The sequence below is a fragment of the Spirosoma agri genome (assembly GCF_010747415.1).
GTDB classification, from domain to species: Bacteria; Bacteroidota; Bacteroidia; order Cytophagales; family Spirosomataceae; genus Spirosoma; species Spirosoma agri.
Window position 1 is genome coordinate 491,147 of the sequence record NZ_JAAGNZ010000002.1, and the last position, 25,248, is coordinate 516,394.

Annotated in this window: 21 protein-coding genes; 8 read left to right on the forward strand and 13 right to left on the reverse strand. The window is 51.1% G+C overall.

From position 1 onward, the window contains the following. Window positions 1-117: 117 nt before the first annotated feature. Both GK091_RS18795 and GK091_RS18800 read right to left on the reverse strand, forming a co-directional pair. Window positions 118-2,091, reverse strand: a complete 1,974-nt coding sequence (locus GK091_RS18795) for a sensor histidine kinase (RefSeq protein ID WP_164041433.1) — start codon at window positions 2,089-2,091, stop codon at window positions 118-120. 253 nt (window positions 2,092-2,344) lie between these two features. Beyond that, the gene (locus tag GK091_RS18800; protein ID WP_164041434.1) at window positions 2,345-2,641 is read right to left on the reverse strand and encodes an SCP2 sterol-binding domain-containing protein; all 297 of its coding nucleotides are present in this window, start codon (window positions 2,639-2,641) and stop codon (window positions 2,345-2,347) included. Window positions 2,642-2,771: 130 nt separating this feature from the next. On the opposite strand from GK091_RS18800, the gene GK091_RS18805 reads away from it, so the two are divergent. After that, complete coding sequence (locus GK091_RS18805) at window positions 2,772-3,227, forward strand: hypothetical protein (protein ID WP_164041435.1); 456 nt, start codon at window positions 2,772-2,774, stop codon at window positions 3,225-3,227. Window positions 3,228-3,318: 91 nt separating this feature from the next. Here GK091_RS18805 and GK091_RS18810 read toward each other — a convergent pair whose 3' ends face one another. The 3 genes from GK091_RS18810 to GK091_RS18820 are packed head-to-tail and all read right to left on the reverse strand — an operon-like array spanning window position 3,319 to window position 5,860. Next, window positions 3,319-3,942, reverse strand: coding sequence for an HAD family hydrolase (locus tag GK091_RS18810; RefSeq protein WP_164041436.1), 624 nt, complete (start codon window positions 3,940-3,942; stop codon window positions 3,319-3,321). Window positions 3,943-3,977: 35 nt separating this feature from the next. Continuing rightward, window positions 3,978-5,363, reverse strand: a complete 1,386-nt coding sequence (locus GK091_RS18815) for an NAD-dependent succinate-semialdehyde dehydrogenase (protein ID WP_164042895.1) — start codon at window positions 5,361-5,363, stop codon at window positions 3,978-3,980. After that, on the reverse strand, window positions 5,363-5,860 hold the full coding sequence (locus GK091_RS18820; protein ID WP_164041437.1) for a MarR family winged helix-turn-helix transcriptional regulator: 498 nt from the start codon (window positions 5,858-5,860) through the stop codon (window positions 5,363-5,365). The genes GK091_RS18815 and GK091_RS18820 overlap by 1 nt, the downstream gene beginning before the upstream one ends. Before the next feature lie 176 nt (window positions 5,861-6,036). Between GK091_RS18820 and GK091_RS18825 the strand changes: the two genes are divergently transcribed. The 3 genes from GK091_RS18825 (at window position 6,037) to acpP (ending at window position 9,000) form a co-directional block, all read left to right on the forward strand. Beyond that, window positions 6,037-7,155, forward strand: coding sequence for an HlyD family secretion protein (locus GK091_RS18825; RefSeq protein ID WP_164041438.1), 1,119 nt, complete (start codon window positions 6,037-6,039; stop codon window positions 7,153-7,155). A gap of 132 nt (window positions 7,156-7,287) precedes the next feature. Then, window positions 7,288-8,622 (forward strand): TolC family protein, encoded by a 1,335-nt coding sequence (locus GK091_RS18830; protein ID WP_164041439.1) that lies wholly within the window; start codon window positions 7,288-7,290, stop codon window positions 8,620-8,622. Window positions 8,623-8,760: 138 nt separating this feature from the next. After that, window positions 8,761-9,000 (forward strand): acyl carrier protein, encoded by a 240-nt coding sequence (acpP, locus tag GK091_RS18835; RefSeq protein WP_164041440.1) that lies wholly within the window; start codon window positions 8,761-8,763, stop codon window positions 8,998-9,000. A gap of 78 nt (window positions 9,001-9,078) precedes the next feature. Here acpP and GK091_RS18840 read toward each other — a convergent pair whose 3' ends face one another. From GK091_RS18840 to GK091_RS18860, 5 genes are all read right to left on the reverse strand, one after another. Next, on the reverse strand, window positions 9,079-9,789 hold the full coding sequence (locus GK091_RS18840) for a 2-phosphosulfolactate phosphatase (RefSeq protein ID WP_164041441.1): 711 nt from the start codon (window positions 9,787-9,789) through the stop codon (window positions 9,079-9,081). Window positions 9,790-9,824: 35 nt separating this feature from the next. Continuing rightward, a complete protein-coding gene (gene gcvT / locus GK091_RS18845) occupies window positions 9,825-10,931 on the reverse strand; it encodes a glycine cleavage system aminomethyltransferase GcvT (protein WP_164041442.1) in 1,107 nt (368 codons plus the stop codon). 70 nt (window positions 10,932-11,001) lie between these two features. Further along, complete coding sequence (locus tag GK091_RS18850; protein WP_164041443.1) at window positions 11,002-12,459, reverse strand: TonB family protein; 1,458 nt, start codon at window positions 12,457-12,459, stop codon at window positions 11,002-11,004. A 71-nt stretch (window positions 12,460-12,530) separates the two neighbouring features. Continuing rightward, window positions 12,531-13,190: a deoxyribose-phosphate aldolase gene (locus GK091_RS18855; protein WP_164041444.1), complete on the reverse strand. Its 660-nt coding sequence runs from the start codon at window positions 13,188-13,190 to the stop codon at window positions 12,531-12,533. 86 nt (window positions 13,191-13,276) lie between these two features. Continuing rightward, a complete protein-coding gene (locus GK091_RS18860) occupies window positions 13,277-15,232 on the reverse strand; it encodes a pseudouridine synthase (protein WP_164041445.1) in 1,956 nt (651 codons plus the stop codon). A 245-nt stretch (window positions 15,233-15,477) separates the two neighbouring features. Between GK091_RS18860 and GK091_RS18865 the strand changes: the two genes are divergently transcribed. Both GK091_RS18865 and GK091_RS18870 read left to right on the forward strand, forming a co-directional pair. Next, a complete protein-coding gene (locus GK091_RS18865; RefSeq protein WP_164041446.1) occupies window positions 15,478-17,460 on the forward strand; it encodes an acetoacetate--CoA ligase in 1,983 nt (660 codons plus the stop codon). Between the two features lie 164 nt (window positions 17,461-17,624). Then, entirely contained in the window at window positions 17,625-19,355 is a 1,731-nt protein-coding gene (locus tag GK091_RS18870; RefSeq protein WP_164041447.1) for a S41 family peptidase, read from the forward strand. A 70-nt stretch (window positions 19,356-19,425) separates the two neighbouring features. On the opposite strand, the gene GK091_RS18875 is transcribed toward GK091_RS18870, so the two are convergent. Continuing rightward, window positions 19,426-19,869: a hypothetical protein gene (locus GK091_RS18875; protein WP_164041448.1), complete on the reverse strand. Its 444-nt coding sequence runs from the start codon at window positions 19,867-19,869 to the stop codon at window positions 19,426-19,428. 171 nt (window positions 19,870-20,040) lie between these two features. Then, window positions 20,041-21,360: a signal recognition particle protein gene (ffh, locus tag GK091_RS18880; protein ID WP_164041449.1), complete on the reverse strand. Its 1,320-nt coding sequence runs from the start codon at window positions 21,358-21,360 to the stop codon at window positions 20,041-20,043. A gap of 376 nt (window positions 21,361-21,736) precedes the next feature. Here ffh and GK091_RS18885 point away from each other — a divergent pair, with 376 nt between their 5' ends. Both GK091_RS18885 and GK091_RS18890 read left to right on the forward strand, forming a co-directional pair. After that, a complete protein-coding gene (locus GK091_RS18885; RefSeq protein ID WP_164041450.1) occupies window positions 21,737-22,090 on the forward strand; it encodes a hypothetical protein in 354 nt (117 codons plus the stop codon). A gap of 293 nt (window positions 22,091-22,383) precedes the next feature. Further along, window positions 22,384-23,226, forward strand: a complete 843-nt coding sequence (locus GK091_RS18890) for an endonuclease/exonuclease/phosphatase family protein (protein ID WP_164041451.1) — start codon at window positions 22,384-22,386, stop codon at window positions 23,224-23,226. 136 nt (window positions 23,227-23,362) lie between these two features. On the opposite strand, the gene GK091_RS18895 is transcribed toward GK091_RS18890, so the two are convergent. After that, complete coding sequence (locus GK091_RS18895; protein ID WP_164041452.1) at window positions 23,363-25,102, reverse strand: amidohydrolase; 1,740 nt, start codon at window positions 25,100-25,102, stop codon at window positions 23,363-23,365. Between the last annotated feature and the right edge of the window lie 146 nt (window positions 25,103-25,248).

Here is a 25,248-nt window from a genome sequence, read left to right on the forward strand (position 1 = left end):
ACTAACTCAGTGAAAACCGGATGTGTTAACCAAGAGAGCTAAAAAAACGCATACGGCCTCTTCCTGCCTGTAGCGTTTGCTAGCGAGATCGACGACGAAGGGTGGCACGAATTTGCATCAAATCTCCACTTCTACTGTGGTGCCGTTTTCGGCAAAAACGCGGAAAGCTCCACCCAATTCCTCGGCGCGGGTCTGCATGTTTCGCAAGCCGTAGTGCTGTTCGGAAATAGCACCGTTTACCCACGCAAATCCTTTGCCGTTGTCGTGAATACGCAAACTGATGTGCCCACCGGGCCGAACCTGCAACCGGACTGTGGATTGAGTTGCCTGGGCATGTTTGATCACATTGTTGAGCGCTTCCTGAACGATTCGAAACAGGTTCAATACCTGCGTTGAAGTAAGCCGTTGGGCTTGATCACTAGTCACTTGTACATCAACGTGAAGCCCATCTGTTTCCTGAACGTAGCGGTTGATGTACTGATTGAGCCGTTCTGAAAATTCCTCGACGGTGAAATTCTCCTGGTGGATTGCCCAGATTGTTTCGCGAAGGAGTTTGACCGCTTCACGGGTATAGCTTACAATGGTTCGTAACTGGTCGGACCACTGCCGTCCGTTCAGTTGGGGTTGTTTCTCGGCCTGGTTACTGATGTGAGTGAGATTGGTGACGACAAAGGCCAGATGAGCACCGACGTTATCGTGCAAATCGCGGGCAATGCGTTCTTTTTCAACCAGCAGGCTGTTTTTCAAGGCCAGTGTCTGAACCTCCGATTCGTAAGCGCGTTCCTGCTGACGGGTGCGTTCGCTGAGCAGCCGCTCCGTTTGATCGCGGTTCGTTTTGTAGCGGTAGGCCAGTCCAACGGTTAGTACCAATACTTCAAACAGAGCCGTTGGCGCGTAATACGCAAAGTTAGCCAGTGGCTCGTAGGTGGGCAGAAGACCGAAATTGGCGAACACCTGCCCAAGATTCAGTGTGTAGAACGGCGCAACGGCTACAAAATACAGCCACCCTTCCTGAACGTGGTATTTCCGGACAATACTGACAACAATATAAGCGACAATGACGGGCATCGGAAACCAGTAGAAAATCGAGAACAGCCGCACCAGAATTAATTCCATCAGTGCCGAGTAGGGGACAAAACGTTCGATGATCAGGGCGATCAGGCAGCAAACGCCACACCACAGAACGACGGTTCCAACCGTATGCCAGCGATGCGATGGGGTATTTTTAAGAGGAAGGAACGTACGAATAAACAGCAGCTGCGAATAAAAAAGAATTAGTGGAAACAGAAAATAGACGTTTTGACGGGGTAGCCAGAACTGCGTCTGAAAGGCGAATTGGTTCATGAACCCATCGTTGATAAAGAAAAAACCAACGAGGCCCAGCAGGCAGAAAATGTATTTTGAATAGATACGGTCGAGGGTAATCAGAAAGAAAATGAAGCTCATCACGGCTACGAAGGCCAGTGTAAACAGCACACCACCCCAGAACAAGTAACTTTTCTGAAGGGTAGATTCATAAGCCGATGCCCGAATAAGTTCAATCGGCACAATCTGGGTGCCACGGTGTTTGACCATGCGCAAATAGGCCGTTGCGTGCTGATGGGCAGCTAGTTTAATCGGAAACCAGTAGTGTCGATGATTGATGGGGCGCTCGGCTACGGGTGTTTTCCAGCCAACAACGGGTGAGGCAGACAGCACCTGATGCCGGTCATTTACCAGAAAAAACTGAAGTTCATCGAAGCACCAGAAATCGATTTCAGCCAGCCAATTTTGGGACTGATCCGATGCATTCTGAAGGGCAAATCGTAACCAGACCGGCTTTGCTGCTTTGACCCCGGTGATAACACCAAAGTTTGGAACTCCTGTTGTGACAGGCTGAAATGCCGACGTTACGACTGGCTTGATCACATCGAGAATAGATCGCTTTTCCGACGAATCCCGAAACGATGCCAGACTGCCTTGCAACGATACCTGATCTAAGTCGTTTGGCAGAACAATAACCCGCTGTCCGCTCAGAGGCTGACCCGACAACGGCGACGCTATCAGACAACTAAGCCAGAGAACAAGTACCAGTCGGAGGAGTAGGCTCATCAGCAGGTTGGTCTATCACAACTGTAATGGGTATTCGGATAGAAACAAAGCTAATGAACTCATTGACAATCTCTAACAGATTGTCAGCCAATGTTTGGTTTGTGCCGCAGAGGATTGGCCACCCGCGTTACGGAAAACCCTATCAATATTATGTAGGAACTTATATTGAGAAGTCGCCTGACTGGAAAATACTGGACGCTGACCTTATGCAAAAAAGCCAACGTCCAATACCTGATGGTCGCGGAGAACAAAGTTAGGCCATCACCTGACCCATTTTCATGGCAATACCCATATCGCCTTTCACTTTGAGCTTGCCGGTCATAAAAGCCATCATTGGGTTGAGGTCACCATTGCCCATCTTTATCAGGTTGTCGACGCTAACGTGAAGGTCGCAGTCAGCAGGTTTATCGTCGTTCGACACCACGACCGGCGACTGGGTTGCATCGATATAAACAACACCCTGATCCGTTACGAGCTTCGCTGTTGCATTGAGGCTGTCGGCATGGGTAGCTTTGGTCCGGATCTGATCCGTTAAGTCTTGCAGGGTCATGTTTGGTCTATTTCGTTGATTGGTTATGAAACTCTGCCGCGAAAATAAGGTTTTTACGTAGTGAAGACCGGCTGATGTTCGAGTAACTTGCGAACCGATAAAAAAAACGGCCAATTCGGTCGATCCATCAATGCGTTCTCAATTCTTAACGCTACTATGCGTTCTCACGTTTATCAGCTGCGGCCTGGGCCTGTTTGATTCGGTCATCTCGTTTTTTCGGACCAATGCCGTCGCCGAAACCTCCTACGTCAAGCGTAAGTACAGTGCCGAAGAGCGCAAGAAGCAGCCGCAGCAATATTTCGAAGACCGGGCGGCTACCGGCGAACAACCGATGCCCGGCGACCCGGAAGCCATTCGGTGGCTATCGCTGTCTCAGTTCATTTATTCGCTCCTCACGCTTATCGGGGCCATTCTGATGTTTCGCTTACGCCGAATCGGTTACTGGATCTATGTGGCCGGAGTCGCTGTCGGCGTTTTACTGCCCATCGTTCTGGTGGGTTTCAGTGCGTTGAACACATCGTTTGGCGTATTTTTTAGTCTTATCTTCGCCGGGCTCTATTGGCTGAACATAAAAGAAATGCAGTAGGCGGATAGTAGACGCTGGATACCATACAGTAGCCATTGGATTTTCCGGATTTCAACGGTATCCGGCACCCAACATTCTGCGTCCCAAAGCTTTAAGGAAGCGTTAGACCCACAGCCGCTAATTTGTCGCGGGTCGACTCGTAGCTGGTGTGCTGAATACAGTGCATACCCAGTTTTCGGGCGACCTGCACAAACAGGAGCCGGTCGTCGATGTAAACGACCTGATCGGGCTCTACCTGCGCGATGTCCAAAGCCAGTTGGAAAATATCGGTGTCCGGCTTGCGCAGGTGAACGTAGCACGAGGACACAAACGCATCGAAAAAAGTATCGAGCCCGAATTGCCGGATGCGATAGGCGTTGATCTCCCGGCCTTCGTTGTTGACCGCTAGTAATTTTAGCCCGTGTTCCTGCTTCAACTGGCTCATTAACTGGATCATATCCGGATACGGATGCGACTGCTCCATAATGAACTTCGTGAATTCGAGGGGCGAATAGGGTCGCTTTTCGTAAAAGACGATCCGCTTCAGATAATCGTCCAGGCTCAATTTGCCCGACTCGTAGGTATCGAACGTCAGGTGGTGCCGCTCGTTAAGCTGTTCTAAATCAAGATTGAAGAGTTCGGCAGCCCGACGGCGGGCGTTACGGTCCCAGCCATTTGTCAATAAAACTCCGCCTATATCTAAAAAAAGCGCTTTGATGGGTTGCGTCGATGTCATGCGTGATGAATGGTTTGTACTGATTAATAAAACGATCAACGTTCTACCCAAATGGTCTTCACGTTCGTAAATTCTTTGATACCCGCTTCCGAAAGTTCGCGCCCGAAGCCCGACGTTTTGATGCCGCCAAATGGAACACGCGGGTCTGAACGCATCAGGCCGTTGATAAAAACGGAACCGGCCTGAATCTGCCGGGCCAGTCGATCGGCTTTGTCCAAATCCTGCGTCCACAGAGCCGCACCCAGGCCAAAATCAGATTGATTCGCCAGCCGGATCGCGTCAGTTTCGTCTTTGGCTTCGATGATCACGGCCAGTGGTCCAAACGTTTCCTCATCGAAAGCGGCCATACCCGGCTTTACGTTATCCAGTACGACTGGCTGCACATTACAACCCGATCGCTGCATCGCTGAACCGTTGGCTCCCGTCAGGGCTTTGGCCCCTTTGGCAAGGGTTTCGTGGAATTGACGTTCAATACTATTGGCCAGATCGAGCCGGGCCATGGGTCCCATCGTGGTTGTATCGTCCATCGGATCACCTTGCTTGATCGCCTGAACATGCTGAATAACCAGATCGGTGAATCGTTTTTTGACCGACTTCTCGACGATAAACCGTTTGGCCGCAATACAGCTCTGCCCCGCGTTTTGCATGCGCGATTTAACGGCTGTTTCGGCGGCTTTCTCCAGATCGGCGTCGGCCAGCACAATAAGCGCGTCGGAACCACCCAATTCCAATACCGATTTTTTGATCTGACTACCCGCAATCGACGCCACCGATGCCCCCGCCCGTCCGCTACCGGTGAGCGTAACGGCCTTCACCCGCCGGTCTTTTAACAACGTTTCTACAACCGGAACGTCGATTAGCAGTGTCTGAAAAACACCGTTCGGCAAGCCCGATTCGCGGAAAATTTCTTCGAGCGCCAGCGCACAGCCAGGCACGTTGGGTGCGTGTTTGAGCAACCCGACATTGCCCGCGATCAAACCCGGAATGGCAAAGCGCATGGCCTGCCAGAACGGAAAATTCCAGGGCATGATCGCCAGTACGGGTCCGAGTGGTTGATAGATAATGACGCTGTGGGCCGCCGGGCCAGCGTTTTGATCCGACTCGATGGATTGATCAGCCAGAAAAGCTGCGGCATGATCGGCGTAAAACGTACAGGTCGTGGCGCACTTTTCGACCTCGGCGATGGCTTCCTGGCGTGGTTTGCCCATTTCAGCGGTTATCAGCTCGCCATAACGCTGCTTGTTTGCTACCAGATATGCGCCCACATCGCGAAGAAAATTCGTACGATCGACTAATGACAAAGCCGACCAGTCGGCAAATGCCCGGTCGGCTTGTTTCAGTTTTCGCTCGACAGTTGCAGTGCTATCGGCGCGGTATGTTTTTAGCTTGCGCTGGTCGTATGGATTGATTGACTCAACTATCATGGCTGCTGCTGATCGGCTTGCTGATCAATGTGTTGCACCAGAACAACCATTGTGTCGATCATTTGTTCCCATCGTTCATTACCCACCACGCCGATGAACTGCTGCTGTACGTCATCCACGCTGTCAAATACGGCCCGAAGTAACGCTTCGCCACGACTGCTCAGATGAATAACACTAGAGCGGGAGTCGTTGTGGTTTTTCTCCATATGAATGTAACCTTCGCTTTCCAGCAGGCTAACCACTTTGCTCATAGCCTGTTTGGTAACGCAGGCGCGTTTGGCCAACTCATTATTGGTAATACCTTCAGGCGTCAGGTTAGCCAGAAAGCCCATATAACTCAATTTGAAATCGGTGAACCCCATCTCATGGAGACGCGGCTCGATAATGGAGTCAAAATGACGCTTCAATCGTCCCATCAAACGGCCAACGGCTCGCTCCCGAAAAGACCAAAATTGTTTATAATCAAATGCTTTTTTGTCTCTTTCCACGATCATACGCGCAAAATAAAAAACTTTGAAACCAACTGCGACTATTTATTGTACAAATATAGTCAACTTGCTTGACTTCTTAGTCAACTGGGTTTACTTTTGCTTACTAGTAGTCAAACAAGTTGACTATGCGAAATGTTCTGTACTAACTATCAACAGGTGCTGATTAACTACTACAATTGATGGCAACCACCATGGCAACCGAAGACGAATTGACTACCAACGAAAAAAGCGCGCTACAGACTTATTTACCCCGTATCATCATCGGACTCATCGTATTGGTGGGTGGTTATTTTGCGTACAAAGCATACGTTCACGGTCAGCATTATGAATCGACCGACAATGCCCAGATCGAAGGGAACTCAGTGCCGGTACTGGCCCGAGTCGCTGGTTATGTGCAGTCTGTCAATGTTGAGGATTATACGATCGTGAAGCAGGGACAGCCGCTCGTTTCCATTGATCCTCAGGAATACGATGTTGCGCTGGCGCAGGTCGAAGCGGATTATCAGCAATCGGTGGCCGACTTGGCTACGGCCCGCGCTGACCTTCAGAATGCACAAGCCACGGCTCGTAACGTTGTGCAGAACGCTCGTCTGGCGCAGTCGAACGCACAGGTGCAGGCTGCCCGTCGGGACAAAGCCCAACAGGATTTGCAACGGGATCAGAATCTGTACAAAGAGCAGTCGCTGACCCGAAAACAACTGGAAGACACCCAGAACAACGTCGAAGTACAGGCGCGGCAGTATTCGGCCAACGTAGAACAGATCAATCTGGCTAAAACATCGGAAGGTGTTGCTCAGGCGGGTATTGCCAAGGCGCAGGCCAACATCCAGAAAATTCAGGCCGTATTGAAAGTAAAGCAGGCGGCTATTGACAATGCGAAGCTGAGAGTTGGGTACGCCCATCTGACCGCACCGATTTCCGGTAAGATTGGTCGTAAAAATGTTATTGTGGGCCAGTACGTGCAGCCCGGTCAGACCTTATTTACGATCGTTGCCGACTCGACCTTCTGGATCGTCGCTAACTTCAAAGAGACGCAGCTGGAGAAAATGCAGATCGGTCAGCCGGTTGACATCAAGCTGGATGCCTATCCTGATCTTGACGTGAAGGGTCGGGTTAGTTCGCTCTCCGAAGCAACGGGTGCCCGGTTTTCGCTGCTGCCCCCGGACAATGCATCGGGCAACTTCGTGAAAATTACCCAGCGTGTTCCGGTAAAAATCGAAATCCTGAATCCGGAAAAGTACAAAAGTCAACTGCGCGCCGGTCTAAGCGTAGACGCTGAAGTGCGGGTTGTCAACTAGACCGTTTCAGAAGAGCATAAGTACCAAGTAGCACCGACACTTCCCACTAACATGAGTGCATTTCCGATGGGTTGTTTGGGGGAAGAACGTCTTCTGCCGAACACGATAAACCGGAACTGAAAACCTTAGAAAATGAAAACACAACTTTTCATTGCGTCTGCATTGATCATAGCTGGCACTGTTCAGGCTCAGAATCAACCGGTAACGGTTAGCGTTCCCGACGATCTGAAAGCGCTGGTGCAGCAAGCCAACACCAATTACCCCGTTCTGAAACAGCAGCAACAGCAAATACAGGCGGGTGAAGTTCGGGTCGATATTGCCCGGACATCCATGCGGCCCAACGTCAATTTCAACGGGAATTACACGTACATAACGCCCGTCCCCCAGTTTGCCATTCCGTTGAACGGGCAGGAAGTCATTGCCAAACTAGCGCCGAACAACAGCATTAACACGAACATATCTGTTGGCCAAACGATCTACGATTTTGGTCGTACCGATGCCGCTATCAGGCAGGCGGCTGATAATGTGCAGGTTCTACGCCGGGGTTACGAACTGACCCAGCAAACACTGGGCTATCAGGTGGCAGCGGCTTACTATGGCGTTGGCTTTTTACGACAGGGCATCATCGTTCAGGATTCGGTGATCAAAACCGCATCGGCCAACGTTCGGCTGCTGGTGTCCCGCTTGCAGAATGGCGATGCGCTTCAATACGACGTGCTGACGCAGGAAGTCCGGTTAAAAGTCGCTGCGAACCGCAAGATAGAACTGCAAAATCAGCTGGAACGCCAGTTGGCAACGTTAACCTTCCTAACGGGCGATTCGAAACCGAATACGGCACAAGCCAGCCAGCAGTTTCAGTTGGGCGCTCAGTCGGCTCAGGTGCAACTGTTTGATCTGGATGGTCAATTCCAGGTAGCTACGACGGGAAACAAAGATATTCAGCTGGCTCAGGATCGGGTGAAGGCTGCGGAAACTGACATTCTGGTTTTCAACCGGGCCGGGCAACCCAGCATTAACTTTAGCGGCAATGCGGGTTACAAAAATGGCTATCCACTCAATGTCGACCAACTTCGGGCCAACATGGCGGCTGGGGTAAATATCGTGGCTCCGATTTATTCCGGGAAACGCTACAAACTGCAAAATCAGGCGGCTCAGTTAAACCTGAACGCCAGTCGTTTTGCCGTTGAAACGGCCAATGCGCAGTTGCGCCAGAATATCGCGCAATTGAACGCTGACATCCGTAGTAATCAGGCTCGGTTAACAAACCTGGAAACGCAGGTTCTACAGTCCCGGAAAGCGCTGGAAATTGCCAATGCCCGGCTACGGAACGGCGTTATTACGAACGTAGAGCTACAAAGTGCCGAAACCGGCGTGGAGGAAGCAGAACTGGGCCGTCTGAATTTTCAATACCAGTTGTTGCTCAATCAACTGGATCTAAAGCGACTATTGGGCGAGCCGTTGTTCTAACCGAATGGATTGATTTTGAAGGTACGTGACGATTGTTAACGAGTTCGGTTCATTCGTTAAAAAATTATTAGTGCAGCAACAAAGAAGAACAACTGACCGTTACTAGCCAATGGCAGCGGGCTTCATCCCAAGCTTATCATGAGAGAGCGGATTACAGAGATATTGAAAAACTTTGGCGTTGACGAAACTGCCATTACGAACGAGGTACACTTCGTTCGCGATCTTGGTCTTGACAGTCTTGATACCGTCGATCTGATTATGCAACTGGAACGGGAGTTTGGCATCCGAATTCCCGATGAAGACTATCCCAAACTGGATACGATGCAACATGTTCTCGACTATCTGCATCACGAACAGCACGTACCGGTAACTGCATGAATGGGTAGTCAATCCGTTAGCGCGTCGATTCGCCACAGGCTGACGAAACGGCGTAACGGATTGACTACCTGTCTTCCTTTATAATTCCATACTCACCAGCGCATTGCCCCGCAACACCGGAACGACATCGTAAAGATCGTGTTGCAGGCAGTAGGTAATGTCTTTCTGGATGCCCAGCCGTTGCAGGCGACGGATGTGGGACGAATTCGACAGATAGCTGGCCAGATTATCTTTACCCTGACCGTAAAGCCGCCAGGCCATGATGGCACTATCTTCGGCCATCGCGTAACTCTCCTTCAGGCGGTCAACCAAGGCACCGGCAAACAGCGTATCTTCCATATTGACGCGGCCTTTCCAGCCTGCGCACAAAACCAGCACATCGTAAGGTTCCGTTTTCAGGGTTTGGGCAATCGCGTCCAAATTCAGGAACGAGCCGACCAGCACTTTTACGGCTCCCCGCGATCGTGTGATCGCCAGTGTTCCGTTGGTGGTTGTCATGGCAATATCAGACCCGCGGATCTCTTCATCCATATAGGTGAAGGGCGAATTATCAAGCTCGAAGCCTTCTACTTTGCGAGCGTTGCGCTCGGCAGCCGCCAGATAGCCACGCTCCTGCCACAAGCGGCATTCATCGACGGTGGCTACCGGAATAATGCTTTTTACACCATAGGCGAAAGCCGTCACCATGCACGAAGTTGCCCGGAATACATCGGCAACCACGACAATCGTATTTTCGGTCGGGTAGAGATGTAATAAATCAGGCGTTAAGCAAACGTCAATTTGTTTCATATAGCTGTCTGAACCGCTCAGGCGGCCCTGCAGGATTATTTTTTAACGAAAGGAAGTTTAACAACGGCTGCTTTGAGCAGGCGGTCACGAACTTTTACGAAGACTGGCGATCCGGGCTTACTGAATGCGGTTGGTACATAACCCATACCAATGCCTTTGCCAAGCGTCGGCGATTGCGTGCCGGATGTAACCTCGCCAATGGTGTTGCCGTCTGCATCGGCCAGTTCGTAATGACCACGGGGAATGCCCCGATCGATCATTTCAAAGGCCACTAATTTTTTGCTGATGCCCTGCTCTTTCTGCTGTTTCAGCACATCGGCATCGATGAAATCATGGGTAAATTTCGTGACCCAGCCAAGACCCGCTTCGATCGGTGACGTCTCGTCGGTAATATCGTTGCCGTACAGGTTATAGCCCATTTCGAGCCGGAGCGTATCCCGTGCGCCCAAACCAATGGGTTTGATTCCGTACGGTTTTCCGGCTTCCATGATTGCATTCCATACGCCTTCAGCCTGGTGATTCGACACGTAAATTTCGAAACCACCGGCTCCCGTATAACCCGTTGCCGACACGATCACATTGGCGTACCCGGCAAAATCGGTTTTCTCGAAGGTGTAATAATCCATTGAATCCAGCTTGGCCGGAGTGAGCGATTCCAGCGCTTTGGCCGCCAGTGGTCCCTGTACGGCAAACAGGCACATATCGTCCGACACGTTGACCATCGAGAGTGGTGCGCCTTCTTTGTCATAGTCTGCCACGTACTGACTGATCCAGTTCCAGTCTTTTTCGATGTTCGACGCGTTGACAACGAGCATATACTCCAGCGAACTGATTCGGTAGACCAGCAGGTCATCGACAATGCCACCCCGACCGTTGGGCAGGTAGCTGTACTGAACCTTACCGTCGAAAAGGGTGCTGGCATCGTTCGCCGAAACGCGCTGAATCAGGGCCAGCGCCCCTTCGCCTTTCAGAATAAATTCGCCCATATGCGAGACATCGAAGATGCCAACCGCATTGCGAACCGTGTTATGTTCGTCGAGGTCGGATGAGTAACGAACGGGCATTTCGAAGCCGGCGAACGGCACGATCTTCGCGCCTGCTTGCTGATGAATGTGATGGAGGGGGACTTGCTTGAGCGACATTGGCGCGGGTGTTATCCCGCAAATTTACGAACAGATTGACCGTTTCTATCGGTGATCGTTCAGATTAACGTCACTGAAGCGTAAAATTGATGGGCAGATTGTACTTCACGCGCACTTTCTGTCCACGTTGTACCCCCGGTTTCCAATGACCGCTCATCTTCTGAACAACACGTATGGCTTCCTGATCCAGCTCAGGATGAACGTCGTTAAGAACCTCATAGTCACACAATGTTCCATCCGTACAAACCACGAAGCTGACAAATACTTTACCCTGGGCACCTGCTTTATGGGCATTGACCGGATAGCGGAGATTCTGCGACAGGAACTGCCCTAGACCGGACATGCCCCCCGGAAATTCCGGTTGGTGATCGAGTTCGGTGTAGCGGAGTGTGTCGCTCCCGGCAGTAAATGCTTTTCCCTGCTGGCAAACGCCTTTGTCGTACAGCTCCTGATAGAAATAGGAGCCATCGGCGTATCGACCGGTCCAAACGCCCTGCTTCGCTCCGTTCTCGTATACACCCTGCTCTGTAAATGCGGTCTTCTGAGTACTGTCCGCCCGTGATTGGACCAGGTCTGTGTAAAGGGCTTTACCGTTTCCATTGGTTACGAGCTGTTTGCCTTCCGGAGCCCAAAAAGCAGTAACTAAGTTGGGGCTCTGTACAACCATTGCTTTCAGTTTTTTGTTGAGCCGAATCTCCTTGATCTGCCCGGTTGGATACCAGGATGTAACGAGTAAACCATCGTCTACTTCGTCGGTTTTTTTCGCTACTAGACCGTTTGGGTGATAGTCGATGCTCGCGCCTGTAGGGATACCATTTTTATAATACGACTGTCTAAGAACGGAACCGGATTCCGTCAATAAAAACGTTTTTCCATCCCAAAGTTTAGAGTCATTCCGGTAGCCAACCGTAGTTGTCGGTTGATCAGTATAACTCGTTGGCTTGTTTCTCTCGCGTGAAAAAGGGATACGGTACTCTTCTTTCCAGCCTGACCCTTTGGCTTTGTACACGATCATGTCACCATTGGGTAGCCCAATCGAATCCAGCGGGTACGCTTGTTTGAAGCGAGCCTTATCACTGCTGTCGGCCAGTAGTTTTCGGTCAGCGTCGAAATACCGGATTTGTGCTCCATTCCGGTAAATGAACGGAGGATTTGGTTTGAATACTACCGACGTTGTCATCTGCTGGCGAACGGCCTTACCGCCTTTTAGCGCTGGTTTCCAGGCGCTAAAATTCTTGATTACCCGCAAGGCTTCCCGATCGCAGTCGGGACGTATGCCGCTCAGAATCTTCACGTCAGACACACTACCATCCGGTTCAACAATGCTGCTGATAACAACCCGTCCGCCCTTGCCTTCGGCTTCAGCCGCTGTCGGTTTGCGCAGATTGGCCTGGATATACGTATTTAAAACGGCAACTCCACCACGAGGTTCGGCGGTGCTGTCTACCTCAAAAACCTGATAAGCCGTTTGCTGAGCGAAGGCGGAGAATGAAAGAAGAAGTAAGCTGAGAAGTAGGAATCGGTTCATTGTATCGACGGGATAGAAAGCCACTAAAGTATACTAAAGGCTTGTTCCTGTCAATACTTACTTTGCTAAAATTAAGCGATCGGTTTCCCCAGAGAAAGTCGTTCGACACCCGCCGAAACAAGCGTTTCCATCTGCTCCTGCGATGCCTCATCGACGACGATCTTAACACCAACCATTTGCGGAACAAGTTGCCGGAAGGCTAGTGCTTCTTCAAGCGAAAAGTCAGTAGCCAATCGTGGCCCGGTCAAGCGTGCCCCCGTCGAATTTTTGATGAAATCAGCACCAGTGTCGGTAGCGAGTTTGATCATGGCCCGAAGCTGGTTCGGGTCGAGCAAGGACGATTCCAGAATAACGGTGAAGAATTTTTCCTGTGCATGAACCAGCGCGACTAATTTAGCCAGTTCAATTTTCAGCCAGACCGACGTGGGGGAGAATAGCGCCGACGTATTCAGAACGACTTCAATCTCGCTGGCTCCGTCACGAAGTGCCCATTCAAGCTCGGTCTGTTTGGCTTCGGTACGCTGGTAGCCAAACGGATAGCCGATAACCGTCGACAGGATGGCCGGATGCGTATCGCCCAGTTCGCGCCGAAATTTTTTGACCCAGAAGGGAGCCACGGTCATTCCCACCAACCCAAGTTGAGTCACTTCATCGAGCGCTTCGTATTGCTCATTGAGCGTCACCCCAGGATGCAGCAACGTTCGTTCGATATAGGGGAAGAGGTGGTTCATATAAAGTAAAGAGTGAATGTGTGAAAGAGCGAAACAGGCCTGCACCAGTAATCCGCTCTTTCATACATTCACTCTTTCGCTCTTTTCTAGTTATTGAAATACTTCAGCTTCACGACCTCTTTCGGATCGAGGAACCGCCATTTGCCGCGTGGCAGGTCTTTTTTGGTCAGGCCTGCATAGGTAGTACGGTCAAGCTTGGTCACGTCGTAACCGAGGTGTTCGAAAATACGACGCACGATCCGATTGCGACCCGAGTGAATCTCAATGCCAACAACGTGAGCGTCGGGGGTTACGATGCTGAATGCATCCGGTTTGATCGGACCATCTTCCAGCGTTAATCCCTTCTGAATTTCCTCGAAGTGCTCAGTCGTGATCGGCTTGTTCAGCTCGACCTGATAGATTTTCCGGATATTGTTGGATGGGTGAGTCAGCTTGTCAGCCAGTTCGCCATCGTTTGTCAGCAGTAGTAGTCCCGTCGTGTTACGGTCCAGGCGACCAACCGGATACATCCGGAAATTACCCGCATCGGCAACCAGTTGCATAACGGTTTTCCGTTCTTCCGGATCTTCGGTCGTGGTGATGTAATCTTTGGGCTTGTTCATCAGCACGTACACAAAGCGCTCAGGGTTAAGGATTTTTGTGCCGTACTTAACGGTGTCACCCTCTTTCACCTTGAAACCCATTTCGGTCACGGTCTTTCCATTGACGGAAATGTCGCCCCGCGCGATGAGTTCATCGGCTTCCCGACGCGAACACACACCCGAATTGGCAATGTAGCGGTTCAGGCGAGTCAGGCCATCGGCATCGCGATCGTCGTCAGTCGCCCGTTTGGGACGGTCGCTATCGTCTTTCTGGCGTGGATTGCCACGTGGTTTCTCATACCGTTCGGCGCGAATCTTCTCCAGGTTGTAGTCTGGCGCTTTTTCGTAACGGCCCGTGCGCCGGTCACCCGACTCTTTCCGTTGTTCACCCGAAAAACGAGCATTTGGGTCCGGTGCATCACCTTGACGCGAATTGCGCCGGTTATTATCGTCGCTGTCTAAGCGGTTGCGCTCATCGGCTTCGCGGCTAAAACCACCAACCCGTTTGAACGCAGGCTTGTCTGAATTGCCGAATCTAGAATCGCCGGTACGCTCACGAGGGAATCGGGAATTGTTACCTGTATTCCGGTCGCTGCCGCGCGAATCCGGGCGGTCGCTGCGATTACTGTTGAAGCGGGGTTTGTCGTCGCGGTCGTTGCTGCGGGGGAACCGTGGACGCTCCTCGTTGCGATCCCGGTTGAAGCCACCACCAGCGCGTTCGTCGCGCGGACGGTCGTTGCTGCGGGGGAACCGTGGGCGATCACCGTCAGTACGGTTGTTGGAACGACCCGAGTCATTACCAAATCGATTGTTGCCTGATCGGTCTGCGCGTGAGCGATCATCAGATCGGTCGTTGAATTTCCGTTCGGTGCCGAAACGATCGTTGTTGCGTTCGAAACCGGGTTTGTCGTCGCGGTTGAACCGAGGCCGTTCGCCATCACGGGCAGGACGCGAATCGCCGGAGCGATCCTGACTACGACCGCGTGGGGCGTCGTTGCGATTGCTACCGAAACGGGGTTTATCGTCGCGGTCGTTGCTGCGGGGGAACCGTGGGCGCTCCTCGTTGCGATCCCGGTTGAATCCACCACTAGGGCGCTCATTGTTGCGATCCCGGTTGAAGCTGCTACCAGAGCGTTCATCCCGATCCGTGCGTGGCCGGCGGTCGCCGAAGCTATCAGGGCGTTTGGTATCGCTATTGTCCCGGCTAGTGGTCGGCCGGTCGTTGCGGTTGCTGTTGAATCGTGGTTTGTCGTCGCGGTTCGAATCGCGGGAGAACCGTGGTTTGTCGCCGTCGGGGCGGTCATTGGAGCGGCTGAAGCGCGGACGATCATTGTTGTCCCGTGGCTTGTCGCTGCGATTACCTGGGCCAGTTGCCCGGTTGAAACGTGGGCCGTCATCGCGACGACCGGAGGAACGAGACTCACCGTCACGGCGGTCGTTCTTATCTGAATCCTGATTCATGGAAAAATACAGTAAATCGTACTGCTGTGCGTAATTTGTTTGCTGATTATCAGCTTGTTTGCTGAAGCGTAGGTCAAAAGGGATGCAAAGCTACGGCTTTTTTGGGTAAGCCTGCTATTCCCGTTTTTGTGACAACGCATTTTACGTCAAAAACAATCCATTGGTGCACTTAGTCGTTAAAGGTTTATCATCGGTCTCTGGCGGAGCTACTGACGACTAACCCTTAACGGCTACTGGCTATCTCTATGTCTCGCCCAACCCTCACTCCTTTATATACTCCCGCCCGACGTGTTAGTGAGCAGTCACTCCTGAAAAAATACATGGACTGGCTCTTCATCAAGAAAGGCCTTTACTTCCGCGATTATGATGATCTCTGGGATTGGTCGGTAACGGATCTGGAAGATTTCTGGGAAAGTATCTGGCAGTTTTTCGGTGTGCAGGCGCATTCGCCTTACCACCAGGTCGTGCTGGAAGGCAATGCCCGCGACATGATCGGTACGGAGTGGTTTCGGGGGGCGACGCTCAATTATGCCGAGCATATTTTCCGGCATAAAACGGCGCAGCGGCCGGCCATCATGTACGCGTCGGAATTGGGGCCTAATTTGCGGTATCTGTCGTGGGAAGCACTCGAACATGAGGTCAACGCGGTGGCTACGTACCTGCGCCAGCAAGGCGTGGGCGTGGGCGATCGGGTGGTATCGGTGCTGCCGAACATACCCGAAGCGGTGGTCGCTTTTCTGGCTACAAACGCCATTGGTGCCATCTGGTCGAGCTGCTCACCCGATTTTGGCACAACCAGTATCGTTGATCGTTTTCAGCAGATCGAGCCGAAAATATTGATTGCGGCTGATGGATACAGCTATAATGGTAAACTGATCGATAAGACAGACGCTATCCGCGAGCTGCGTATCAATCTGCCCACGTTGCAGCGTGTTATCTGGATTCCGTATCTTAATCGCGATAGTCGGCTCGAACGGGCTACGTCGTGGCAGGATGTAGTCGATACACCTACCCCGGATGAACTGACGTTTGAACCGGTGCCGTTTTCGCATCCGATCTGGATTCTCTTTTCGTCAGGTACGACCGGCAAGCCGAAAGCCATTACGCATAGTGTAGGCGGTTGCTTGCTCGAACACCTCAAAGTGCTGGCTTTGCATCAGGATGTGCACGTTGGCGACCGTTATTTCTGGCAGTCGACTACGGGCTGGATGATGTGGAATTTTGCGCTGGGGTCTATGCTGGTCGGGGCAACGCTCGTGCTCTATGAAGGGTCTGCCGGGAACCCCGACCTGAGTGTGTTGTGGCATCTGGCCGATGAAGCCCGGATCACTCATTTTGGGGGCGGTGCTGCCTACTACATGGCCTGTATGCGGGCGGGTCTGAAACCGGCTGACATAGTAAAACTGACTCATCTTCGAACGATCGGGTCTACCGGATCGCCCCTGCCGCTAGAAGGATTTCAATGGATTTACAATAACGTTAAATCGGATGTCTGGCTGATCTCGTTCAGCGGTGGTACCGACGTTTGTAGTGGCTTTGTGGGTGGTAATCCGCTGCTGCCGGTATACGAAGGCGAAATTCAGTGTCGGCTGTTGGGTTGCAAAGTCGAAGCGTTTGATGCGGCAGGCAAACCCGTGCGCGGTGAACTGGGGGAGATGGTTATTCTGCAACCCATGCCCTCAATGCCCATTTACTTCTGGAATGACCCCGGTAACGAGCGTTATCGCAAAAGCTACTTCGATGAGTATCCGGGTGTATGGCGGCATGGCGACTACATTCGCATTACCGAACGCAATGGTGTCATTATATACGGTCGTTCTGACGCGACGCTGAACCGCGATGGGGTACGTATCGGAACGAGTGAAATATACAGCGCAGTCGAGAACCTTCCCGAAATCGTGGACAGTCTGGTTGTCGGTTTGGAGCAGCCGGGCGGTCGCTACTTTATGCCTTTGTTTGTCGTACTGCGCGAAGGGTTTTCACTGACGGACGAACTCATTGGACGAATAAGGCAGGTTATCCGAAGTCAGTTCAGTCCTCGTCATGTGCCCGATGCCGTCTATGCCATCAGTGAGGTGCCGTACACAATGAGCGGGAAGAAACTGGAGACACCGGTCAAGAAAATTCTGGCGGGTGTCGATGCATCGCTGGTTGCCAGTAAAGATACCCTGCGCAACCCGGCATCACTGGATCAATTCACGAACTTTACCGTCGGCAAACAAAGCTGACTTTCTGGCACTAGCGAGTGCTTTTCAAAGCCGTATTCAACACAAATTCAGCCTGTTTTCGACGTTCCCTATATTTTTATCGTATATACATCATTATGGCAAACATTTAGCTATATTCGATTCGTTTAGAGATATACACTACGAGTTAACGAGGAGACGAACGAATGGAGTCAGAAGAGCGCTTCAATACTAATCCGACGGGGCAAAAAGGCACCCGGTCCGAGATTAAAAATAGTAAGGCAACAGTCCGGCTTCCAATGCTGCTAGGTATAACCCTGGCCGGTGGAATGCTGATCGGAGCGACGTTTTTTGGCGGTACAAAAAGCCTAAACAACATCGGGCGGGGCTATACCAAATACCGCGAAATTTTACAGCTTATCGAGAACAATTACGTCGATACGGTCAATACCGATGAGCTGGTTGATTTTTCGATCACGAAAATGCTCGAAAAGCTCGATCCGCATACGGCCTACATGAATCCTCAGGATGCTGTTGCGGCCCGGTCGCAGCTGGAAGGCGGTTTCGATGGCATCGGGGTTGAGTTCAATATCTATAAGGATACGGTCTATGTCGTAACGCCATTGGCGGGTGGTCCTTCCGAAGCAGCTGGCATTCAGAGTGGTGATAAGATCATCAAAGTAGACGAGACGGCTTTGGCGGGCAAGAAAATCGAAAACAGTGCGGTCTTTAAGGCACTACGCGGAAAACGGGGTACGCCCGTAAAACTGACCATTCTGCGGAAAAACGACAAAGAGCCTAAAGTATTCACCATCACCCGCGATCGGATTCCAACGTATTCGGTCGATGCAGCGTACATGGTCGATGGCAAAACGGGGTATATCAAGGTCAATCGGTTCTCCGAAACGACTTACGACGAGTTCAAAACGGCACTGACTGCGCTTAAGGCGCAGGGAATGACGCAGCTGTTAATGGATTTGCGCAATAATCCGGGTGGTTATATGGACCGGGCAACGAGCATTGCCGATGAGTTTATTGCAGGGAATAAAATGCTGGTCTACACCGACGGTAAAGATAACCGGTATGACCGTCAGACGTTTGCTCGCATTGCCGGACAGTTTGAGGAAGGGCCGCTGATCGTGCTGCTCGACGAAGGCAGCGCATCTGCGTCCGAAATTGTGGCCGGTGCCTTGCAGGACCATGACCGCGCCTTGATCGCTGGTCGTCGTTCCTTCGGGAAGGGTCTGGTGCAAATGCCCGTAACCTTGTCCGACGGCTCTGAACTACGCCTGACCATTTCGCGCTATTACACGCCAAGTGGTCGCAGTATTCAGAAACCATACGTACCGGGTCAGGAAGGTGATTACGAAAAAGACCTCGAACAGCGGTCGAAGCGGGGCGAGTATTACATTGCTGATTCGATCAAAAACGATCCGAAACTGAAATTTAAAACAGACGGTGGTCGCGTTGTCTACGGTGGTGGCGGTATCACACCGGACTATTTCATTCCGCGTGATTCAACCTGGCAGACTAGCTATTTGGTGCGTTTGTATGGTAAGAACATCATCCGCGAATTTGCCATGGAATACACCAATGACAATCGGAAGAAACTGGAAAAGATGCCATTCGCTGAGTTTGACCGGAGTGTGGTGATCAATGACGAGGAACTGGCTAAACTGGTAAAAGACGCGACAGCGGAGGGGATCAAGTTTAACGAGAAAGAATACAATCGCTCGAAGAATTACATCCGTACGCAGATCAAAGCACTGGTTGCCCGCGCGATTTATCAGAAAAACAATAAGGGCGGTCAGAACAACGAATTCTTCCGCGTGATCGGCGAGTCGGACGATACGTATCAGAAAGCGCTGAAACTGTTCGACCGGGCTGATAAACTGGAGCACGGTACGTTTACCTACAACGCGCCGGAAAAGAAATAGGAGAGAGTTAATTAAAAGAAGAGCCGGGAGAACGTACAACACGTTCTCCCGGCTCTTTGTCGTTCAGGACCTACTTCTGCTTCTTGCTGAACTGATAGGCCAGTCCCAGATAGGTCTGCATAATGCCATATTTGAAATCCTTGCGCGAATAGGGGGCAAGTTCAAACGCAGCCCGGAGATTAGGAATAAACGGAACTTTGGCGCGAACACCCAAGTGCAGTGAATAGCCTTCCAGAACGTCGCGGTTATCGAGTCCGTTCAGGAAGTTAGCCCGGATGCCGAGCCCGGCGTAGTAATTTACCTGATCGCGCCGGACAACGTTGACCATCGGACAAAGCGTGGTGCTCAACGACTCGAACGCGGTGTTGGTCTGAAACCGGGCATCGAGCCAGAAACCGCGATCGGCGTTGGTGCTTACCGACACGATGGAGTTGAATGGATAATAGGCTACGGAAGCCTGGCCAAAGGCAGCAGCCGTAATGCTAAGCAGGAGTGCGGTCAATACGTGTTTCATGGCCGCAAAACAACAACATTCTGGTCATAAACAATGCCAACGGTCTGTAAAACGACTCATTGGCTTTATTGGCAGATTTAAAACTGAATCAGGGACCAGTCTCTGGTATGCCGTATCTCCAAGATACGGCATACCAGAGACTGGTCCCTGATTCAGTTTTATCTATTACTTCTACTTCATCATCTTGTTCAGCTTGCCCGATGCCTGCATGGTGTTCATTTTCTTCATCATCTTGCGCATCTCATCGAACTGTTTCAGGAGGTTGTTCACTTGCGTGATGTTGGTGCCGCTACCAGCCGCGATCCGTTTTTTGCGGCTCCCGTCGATCATGTCTGGCCGTTGCCGTTCCTTGGGTGTCATGGAGCTGATGATGGCTTCAATGGGTTTGAACGAATCATTGTCGATATCCAGATCTTTGATCATTTTGCCCATTCCCGGAATCATACCGAGCAGATCTTTGACGTTACCCATTTTCTTGATCTGCTGAAGCTGGCTCAGGAAATCGTCGAAGTCGAACTGGTTCTTGCGCATCTTGGCGTTGATACGTTTCGATTCTTCTTCGTCGAACGCCTGTTGCGCCCGTTCTACCAGCGAGATAACGTCGCCCATACCCAAAATCCGGCTTGCCATCCGGTCGGGGTAGAACACGTCAAGAGCTTCCATTTTCTCGCCCGTACTGATGAACTTGATGGGCTTGTTAACGACCGTTTTGATCGACAACGCGGCACCACCCCGTGCGTCACCGTCGAGTTTGGTTAAGACAACACCATCGAAGTTAAGTCGTTCGTTAAAGGTTTTGGCCGTGTTCACCGCATCCTGACCCGTCATCGAATCGACAACGAACAGCGTTTCGGTAGGAGCGATGGCGCGTTTGACGGCTTCAATCTCCTGCATCATGGCCTCATCTACCGCCAGACGACCGGCCGTATCGACGATTACGATTTTCTTTCCCGTCTTCCGGGCCTGATTGATACCGTTCTGCGCGATCTGAACCGCATTTTTATTGTCGGGTTCCGCGTAGACTTCCACGCCAACCTGCTCGCCCAGTACTTTCAACTGATCGATAGCCGCCGGGCGGTAGATGTCAGCGGCAACCAGCAATACATTCCGTCCCTGCCGTTTGAGGTACGACGCCAGCTTGCCGGAAAACGTCGTTTTGCCAGACCCCTGCAACCCCGCAATTAAAATAACGGCTGGATCCCCTTTGATGTTGATGCCCTGGGCTTCGCCACCCATGAGCTCGGTCAATTCTTCCTGTACGATCTTGACGAACAGCTGGCCGGGTTCCACCGAGATCAGTACTTTCCGGTCGAGGGCTTTTTCGCGAATGCGGTCTGTGATGTCTTTCGCAACCTTATAGTTTACATCGGCGTCGGTAAGTGCTCTACGCACTTCCTTAAGCGTTGCGGCAACGTTGATTTCGGTAATGCGGCCCTGCCCTTTCAGGGTCTTGATAGCCTTATTAAGTTTATCCTGAAGATTCTCAAACATAGTCTATTACAAACGATAGCACAAAGATAACAGTTTCCGCTAGGCATTGATTGCCGAATAGTCATCTGGCTAACTTAAGAAAATACATTTAGCGGATTAAGTAATCTGCCAATTTAAGGCTTTATAGCGCGAAAATAGGCCCAAAAAGGTGATATTTGTCGTTACTGATTAAAATCTGTTCTCCTTATACTTTTCTATACAATATAATCTTTGGCATTATAGTTGATATGATGAAAACGTACTAAGTTTATTAGTTTAAAATTTAATGCAAAAATATGAGGCAATTGTACTAATCTAGTCGTTATATTTGTGACAGTGTTTCATACGAGCATGAGTTGCCTATACGACGCCAGAGTAACTTTTACTAAACGACCTCATGAGAACTATTTTAATCAGGAAAGTAACTGGCTTCGTTGCCCTTGCCTCGTTAACAGCTTGTCCGTTCGTAGTTTCCCTAGCTAGTTCAATGCCATCACAGGGTGGGATGTCAGCTAGTACCAAGTCAACCGTAGAGGCCGATTCCCGGATTAAGCCAGAGACGGAGCGATTAGCTAAAAATCCCGTGCTGGCGCGGAACACCGTAGCGAAGACAGAAACCGCATCGGCAGCATCTACAGCTGCTCCCAAAACACAGAAAACACACGACTCGAAAACAATCAGCCGTTGCTGGCAACGGCTGATGGGCATGGTTCGTGAAGCCAACCACGCTCATCGGAACGCCAATAAATAAGTAGCAAGAAAACGAACGCAGAAGCCCCCATACACCAGAGTGTATGGGGGCTATTTGTTTTATACACGGTTGATTTTCAAGTAACTACGCCTGCATTTTTGCTGGGTCTGTTACGATTTTTGTACTATAACGGCGATTCATTTAACGGTCTGGTAATACAACCAATCGTAAGTTTACGCCACAAATGGCAAATTTGACATTGAGCTGTCTGCTGTCCGGTACGATCGTCTGGATTAGGTAGAAACGAGACCATTTTTTCTTCAGATAGCAAGCTTTTCTAAAACCAGTCTCTAATGCGCGTACTCTTATTTCTCGTATTGGGTAGCCTACTAACGGCGCAAACTGTTGTCGCTCAGAAGTCTACTCCCATTAATGTGGCTACGTATAATCTGCGTTATAATAACAAAGGTGATGGGATAAACGCCTGGCCGAACCGCAAAGAAAACGTGAAAGCGTTGATCCAATTCCATGAGTTCGATATTTTCGGAACGCAGGAAGCACTACGCGATCAGTTGAACGACATCGCCGAAATGAAGGATTACGCCTTTGTGGGGGCCGGTCGCGACGATGGTAAGGAAGCGGGTGAACATTCGGCCATTTTCTACCGGAAAGATCGGTTCAAGATGCTCCAATCGGGTAATTTCTGGTTGAGTGAAACGCCTGACAAGCCCGGTAAAGGCTGGGATGCTACCTGCTGCAACCGCATCTGTTCATGGGCGAAGTTCACGGATCTACAAACGAAGAAGGACTTTTACTTTTTCAGCGTTCACTTCGATCATCAGGGCGTTGAAGCACGTCGGGAATCGGGGAAGCTGATGGTCACCAAGATTAAAGAAATCGCCAAAAATGCACCCGTCATTCTGGTTGGTGATCTAAATTCCACGCCCGACACGGAGCAGGTCAAAACGATTCAAACGCTGCTTAACGATGCTCATAGCGTTACGGCTCGACCGCCTTATGGCCCGGAGGGAACGTTCAACGCGTTCAAATTTGATGCACCGATGGACCAGCGTATCGACTACATCTTCGTCAGCAAACAGTTCAGCGTACTGAAATACGGCGTGTTGACGGATGCCAAAGAACAGCGGTATCCCTCTGACCATCAACCCGTCTTGGTAAAAGTGGTGCTTAATTGATGTAGTCTGGACAGCCACGTCCGGGTAACTGAAGTAACAACAGTTTTCACCACCCGGACATGGCCGTCCAAGCTACAAAAAGCAGCCCGAAAGTTCAGGACTTTCGGGCTGTTGATCGTTTCGATCGTGCTACAACCTAGTCGCGGGCCGATGAAGATGATACTTTAGCGGCTGTCGATTTCTCTTTCTCCACAATTTTCTTCACGGCTGCGCGCTGATCGTCACGAACGGTTGGATAAGTAATGCCCAACTGTTCCAGATACGTTTTGTATTTGCTGGGATCATAGTAGAACTTCTCCAGCTTCGGCCTGAACTCGGCCATAATTTTCTTGTTCAGGTAGATCGCGGGCTGCTCTTTGGGCGAAATCAACGGTTCATACTTGATGTCCTTCGTTTGCTCATCCTTGTAATAAGACCACGCTTCTTTCAACAGTTCCGGTTTCATGAGCAGGTCCAGTAGGGTCATGGCTTCGGCTTTAGCCCCGTAGACAATCCCTTTGTGCGCAATGGGCGTCGCCATCGAAATCGCATTGGCCCAGTGGTGACCCGGCAGACCTGGAATGTTGCTTGGATACCGCAGCACGATCGTTGGCAGCGACCATGAGATATCGGCAATATCGTCGGAACCACCACCCATTGGCGTCATGGCCTGACCACCCATCATCACGACCGGAGCCGACGACGTTGGCATACCCATTGAATCCAGTTTTACGGCTAAACCTTCGGTCTTTGGTGCCTGTAACTCAAGTTGTGATGCTCGCGCCAGCAACTGATCGTCTTCCGACCAGGTTGGTAGACCCACCTTTTTGATGTTGTCGTAAGCAGCGGCTGCAATAACACGGTTGGTGTGCACGGGCCAGGCCGAGCCCAGAATTTCGTAGGTGAACTTCGTGTCGGTCATCAGCGCGGCCCCTTCCGCAATTTTCACCCCCGTTTCAAACAGCTTTTTGATTTTTGGATAAGTTCGCTCGCGGAAGTAATACCAGACGGCGGCTTTGGAAGGAACAACGTTTGGTTGGTCACCCCCGTCCGAGATGACATAATGGGAGCGCTGGGTTAGTTCAAGGTGTTCGCGCCGGAAGTTCCAGCCGATGTTCATCAGCTCAACGGCATCCAGTGCGCTGCGACCGCGCCAGGGAGCACCGGCCGCGTGGGCCGCCTGGCCTTCAAAATTGAATCGTACGGAAACCAGTCCATTATTGCCGTTGTCGCCCCACGATACGCCCAGGTTATTGCCGACGTGCGTGAAGATACAGGCATCGACATCTTTAAAATAGCCATCGCGAACGTAGAACGCTTTCGTGCCAACAAGCTCTTCGGCAACACCCGGCCAGAGCATCAACGTGCCGGGAATTTTCTCGCGTTCCATCAGTTTCTTGACGGCCAGAACCGCAACGATGTTCAGCGCCTGACCCGAATTATGACCTTCACCGTGACCGGGTGCCCCTTCAACGATCGGATCTTTGTAGGCTACACCGGGTTTCTGACTGGCTTTCGGGATACAGTCGATGTCGGAGCCAACCGCGATGAGCGGCTTACCCGAACCCCAGGTCGCTATCCAAGCCGTTGGAATACCGGCAATGCCTTTTTTTACGGTGAACCCTTCTTTTTCGAGCAGTTCCGTTAAGTACTTAAACGACTCCTCTTCCTGAAAGCCCAGTTCCGCAAAGCTGAAAAGCTTATCGTTGATCTGCTGCGCCATAACCGTATTGGCTTCGACAGCAGCAACGGCTTCCTGCTTCAATTTCTCGATACGGCCCAACGGTTGGCGGTCCAACGGTCGGCGGTCGCCTGACTTCGCCGATTTTTTTGTCTGCCCAAAGAGTAAGGCCGGGATTAAAAAGAAGGCTATTAATAGATTTGTGCACTTTTTCATCGGTAATGCCAAATTTTATGAGGTATGATTGGGTAGAACTTCCTAAAAATACGGAAAATATGCTGTTTGTGCGAATAGTCAGTTTCTGATTTTCTATTTCACCCGTTGCCCCTAATTCACTATTTTTGCGCAGGGTCGCCGGTCGA

What these genes read in the sequence shown, in the direction of transcription:
- GK091_RS18825 (WP_164041438.1), top strand. Translation starts at nt 6,037, where the DNA reads ATGGCAACCACCATGGCAACCGAAGACGAATTGACTACCAACGAAAAA.
- GK091_RS18890 (WP_164041451.1), top strand. Translation starts at nt 22,384, where the DNA reads ATGCGCGTACTCTTATTTCTCGTATTGGGTAGCCTACTAACGGCGCAA.
- GK091_RS18870 (WP_164041447.1), top strand. Translation starts at nt 17,625, where the DNA reads ATGGAGTCAGAAGAGCGCTTCAATACTAATCCGACGGGGCAAAAAGGC.
- GK091_RS18865 (WP_164041446.1), top strand. Translation starts at nt 15,478, where the DNA reads ATGTCTCGCCCAACCCTCACTCCTTTATATACTCCCGCCCGACGTGTT.
- GK091_RS18830 (WP_164041439.1), top strand. Translation starts at nt 7,288, where the DNA reads ATGAAAACACAACTTTTCATTGCGTCTGCATTGATCATAGCTGGCACT.
- GK091_RS18875 (WP_164041448.1), bottom strand. Translation starts at nt 19,869, where the DNA reads ATGAAACACGTATTGACCGCACTCCTGCTTAGCATTACGGCTGCTGCC.
- GK091_RS18795 (WP_164041433.1), bottom strand. Translation starts at nt 2,091, where the DNA reads ATGAGCCTACTCCTCCGACTGGTACTTGTTCTCTGGCTTAGTTGTCTG.
- GK091_RS18820 (WP_164041437.1), bottom strand. Translation starts at nt 5,860, where the DNA reads ATGATCGTGGAAAGAGACAAAAAAGCATTTGATTATAAACAATTTTGG.
- GK091_RS18800 (WP_164041434.1), bottom strand. Translation starts at nt 2,641, where the DNA reads ATGACCCTGCAAGACTTAACGGATCAGATCCGGACCAAAGCTACCCAT.
- GK091_RS18810 (WP_164041436.1), bottom strand. Translation starts at nt 3,942, where the DNA reads ATGACATCGACGCAACCCATCAAAGCGCTTTTTTTAGATATAGGCGGA.
- GK091_RS18840 (WP_164041441.1), bottom strand. Translation starts at nt 9,789, where the DNA reads ATGAAACAAATTGACGTTTGCTTAACGCCTGATTTATTACATCTCTAC.
- acpP (WP_164041440.1), top strand. Translation starts at nt 8,761, where the DNA reads ATGAGAGAGCGGATTACAGAGATATTGAAAAACTTTGGCGTTGACGAA.
- GK091_RS18895 (WP_164041452.1), bottom strand. Translation starts at nt 25,102, where the DNA reads ATGAAAAAGTGCACAAATCTATTAATAGCCTTCTTTTTAATCCCGGCC.
- gcvT (WP_164041442.1), bottom strand. Translation starts at nt 10,931, where the DNA reads ATGTCGCTCAAGCAAGTCCCCCTCCATCACATTCATCAGCAAGCAGGC.
- GK091_RS18850 (WP_164041443.1), bottom strand. Translation starts at nt 12,459, where the DNA reads ATGAACCGATTCCTACTTCTCAGCTTACTTCTTCTTTCATTCTCCGCC.
- GK091_RS18805 (WP_164041435.1), top strand. Translation starts at nt 2,772, where the DNA reads ATGCGTTCTCAATTCTTAACGCTACTATGCGTTCTCACGTTTATCAGC.
- GK091_RS18855 (WP_164041444.1), bottom strand. Translation starts at nt 13,190, where the DNA reads ATGAACCACCTCTTCCCCTATATCGAACGAACGTTGCTGCATCCTGGG.
- GK091_RS18860 (WP_164041445.1), bottom strand. Translation starts at nt 15,232, where the DNA reads ATGAATCAGGATTCAGATAAGAACGACCGCCGTGACGGTGAGTCTCGT.
- ffh (WP_164041449.1), bottom strand. Translation starts at nt 21,360, where the DNA reads ATGTTTGAGAATCTTCAGGATAAACTTAATAAGGCTATCAAGACCCTG.
- GK091_RS18885 (WP_164041450.1), top strand. Translation starts at nt 21,737, where the DNA reads ATGAGAACTATTTTAATCAGGAAAGTAACTGGCTTCGTTGCCCTTGCC.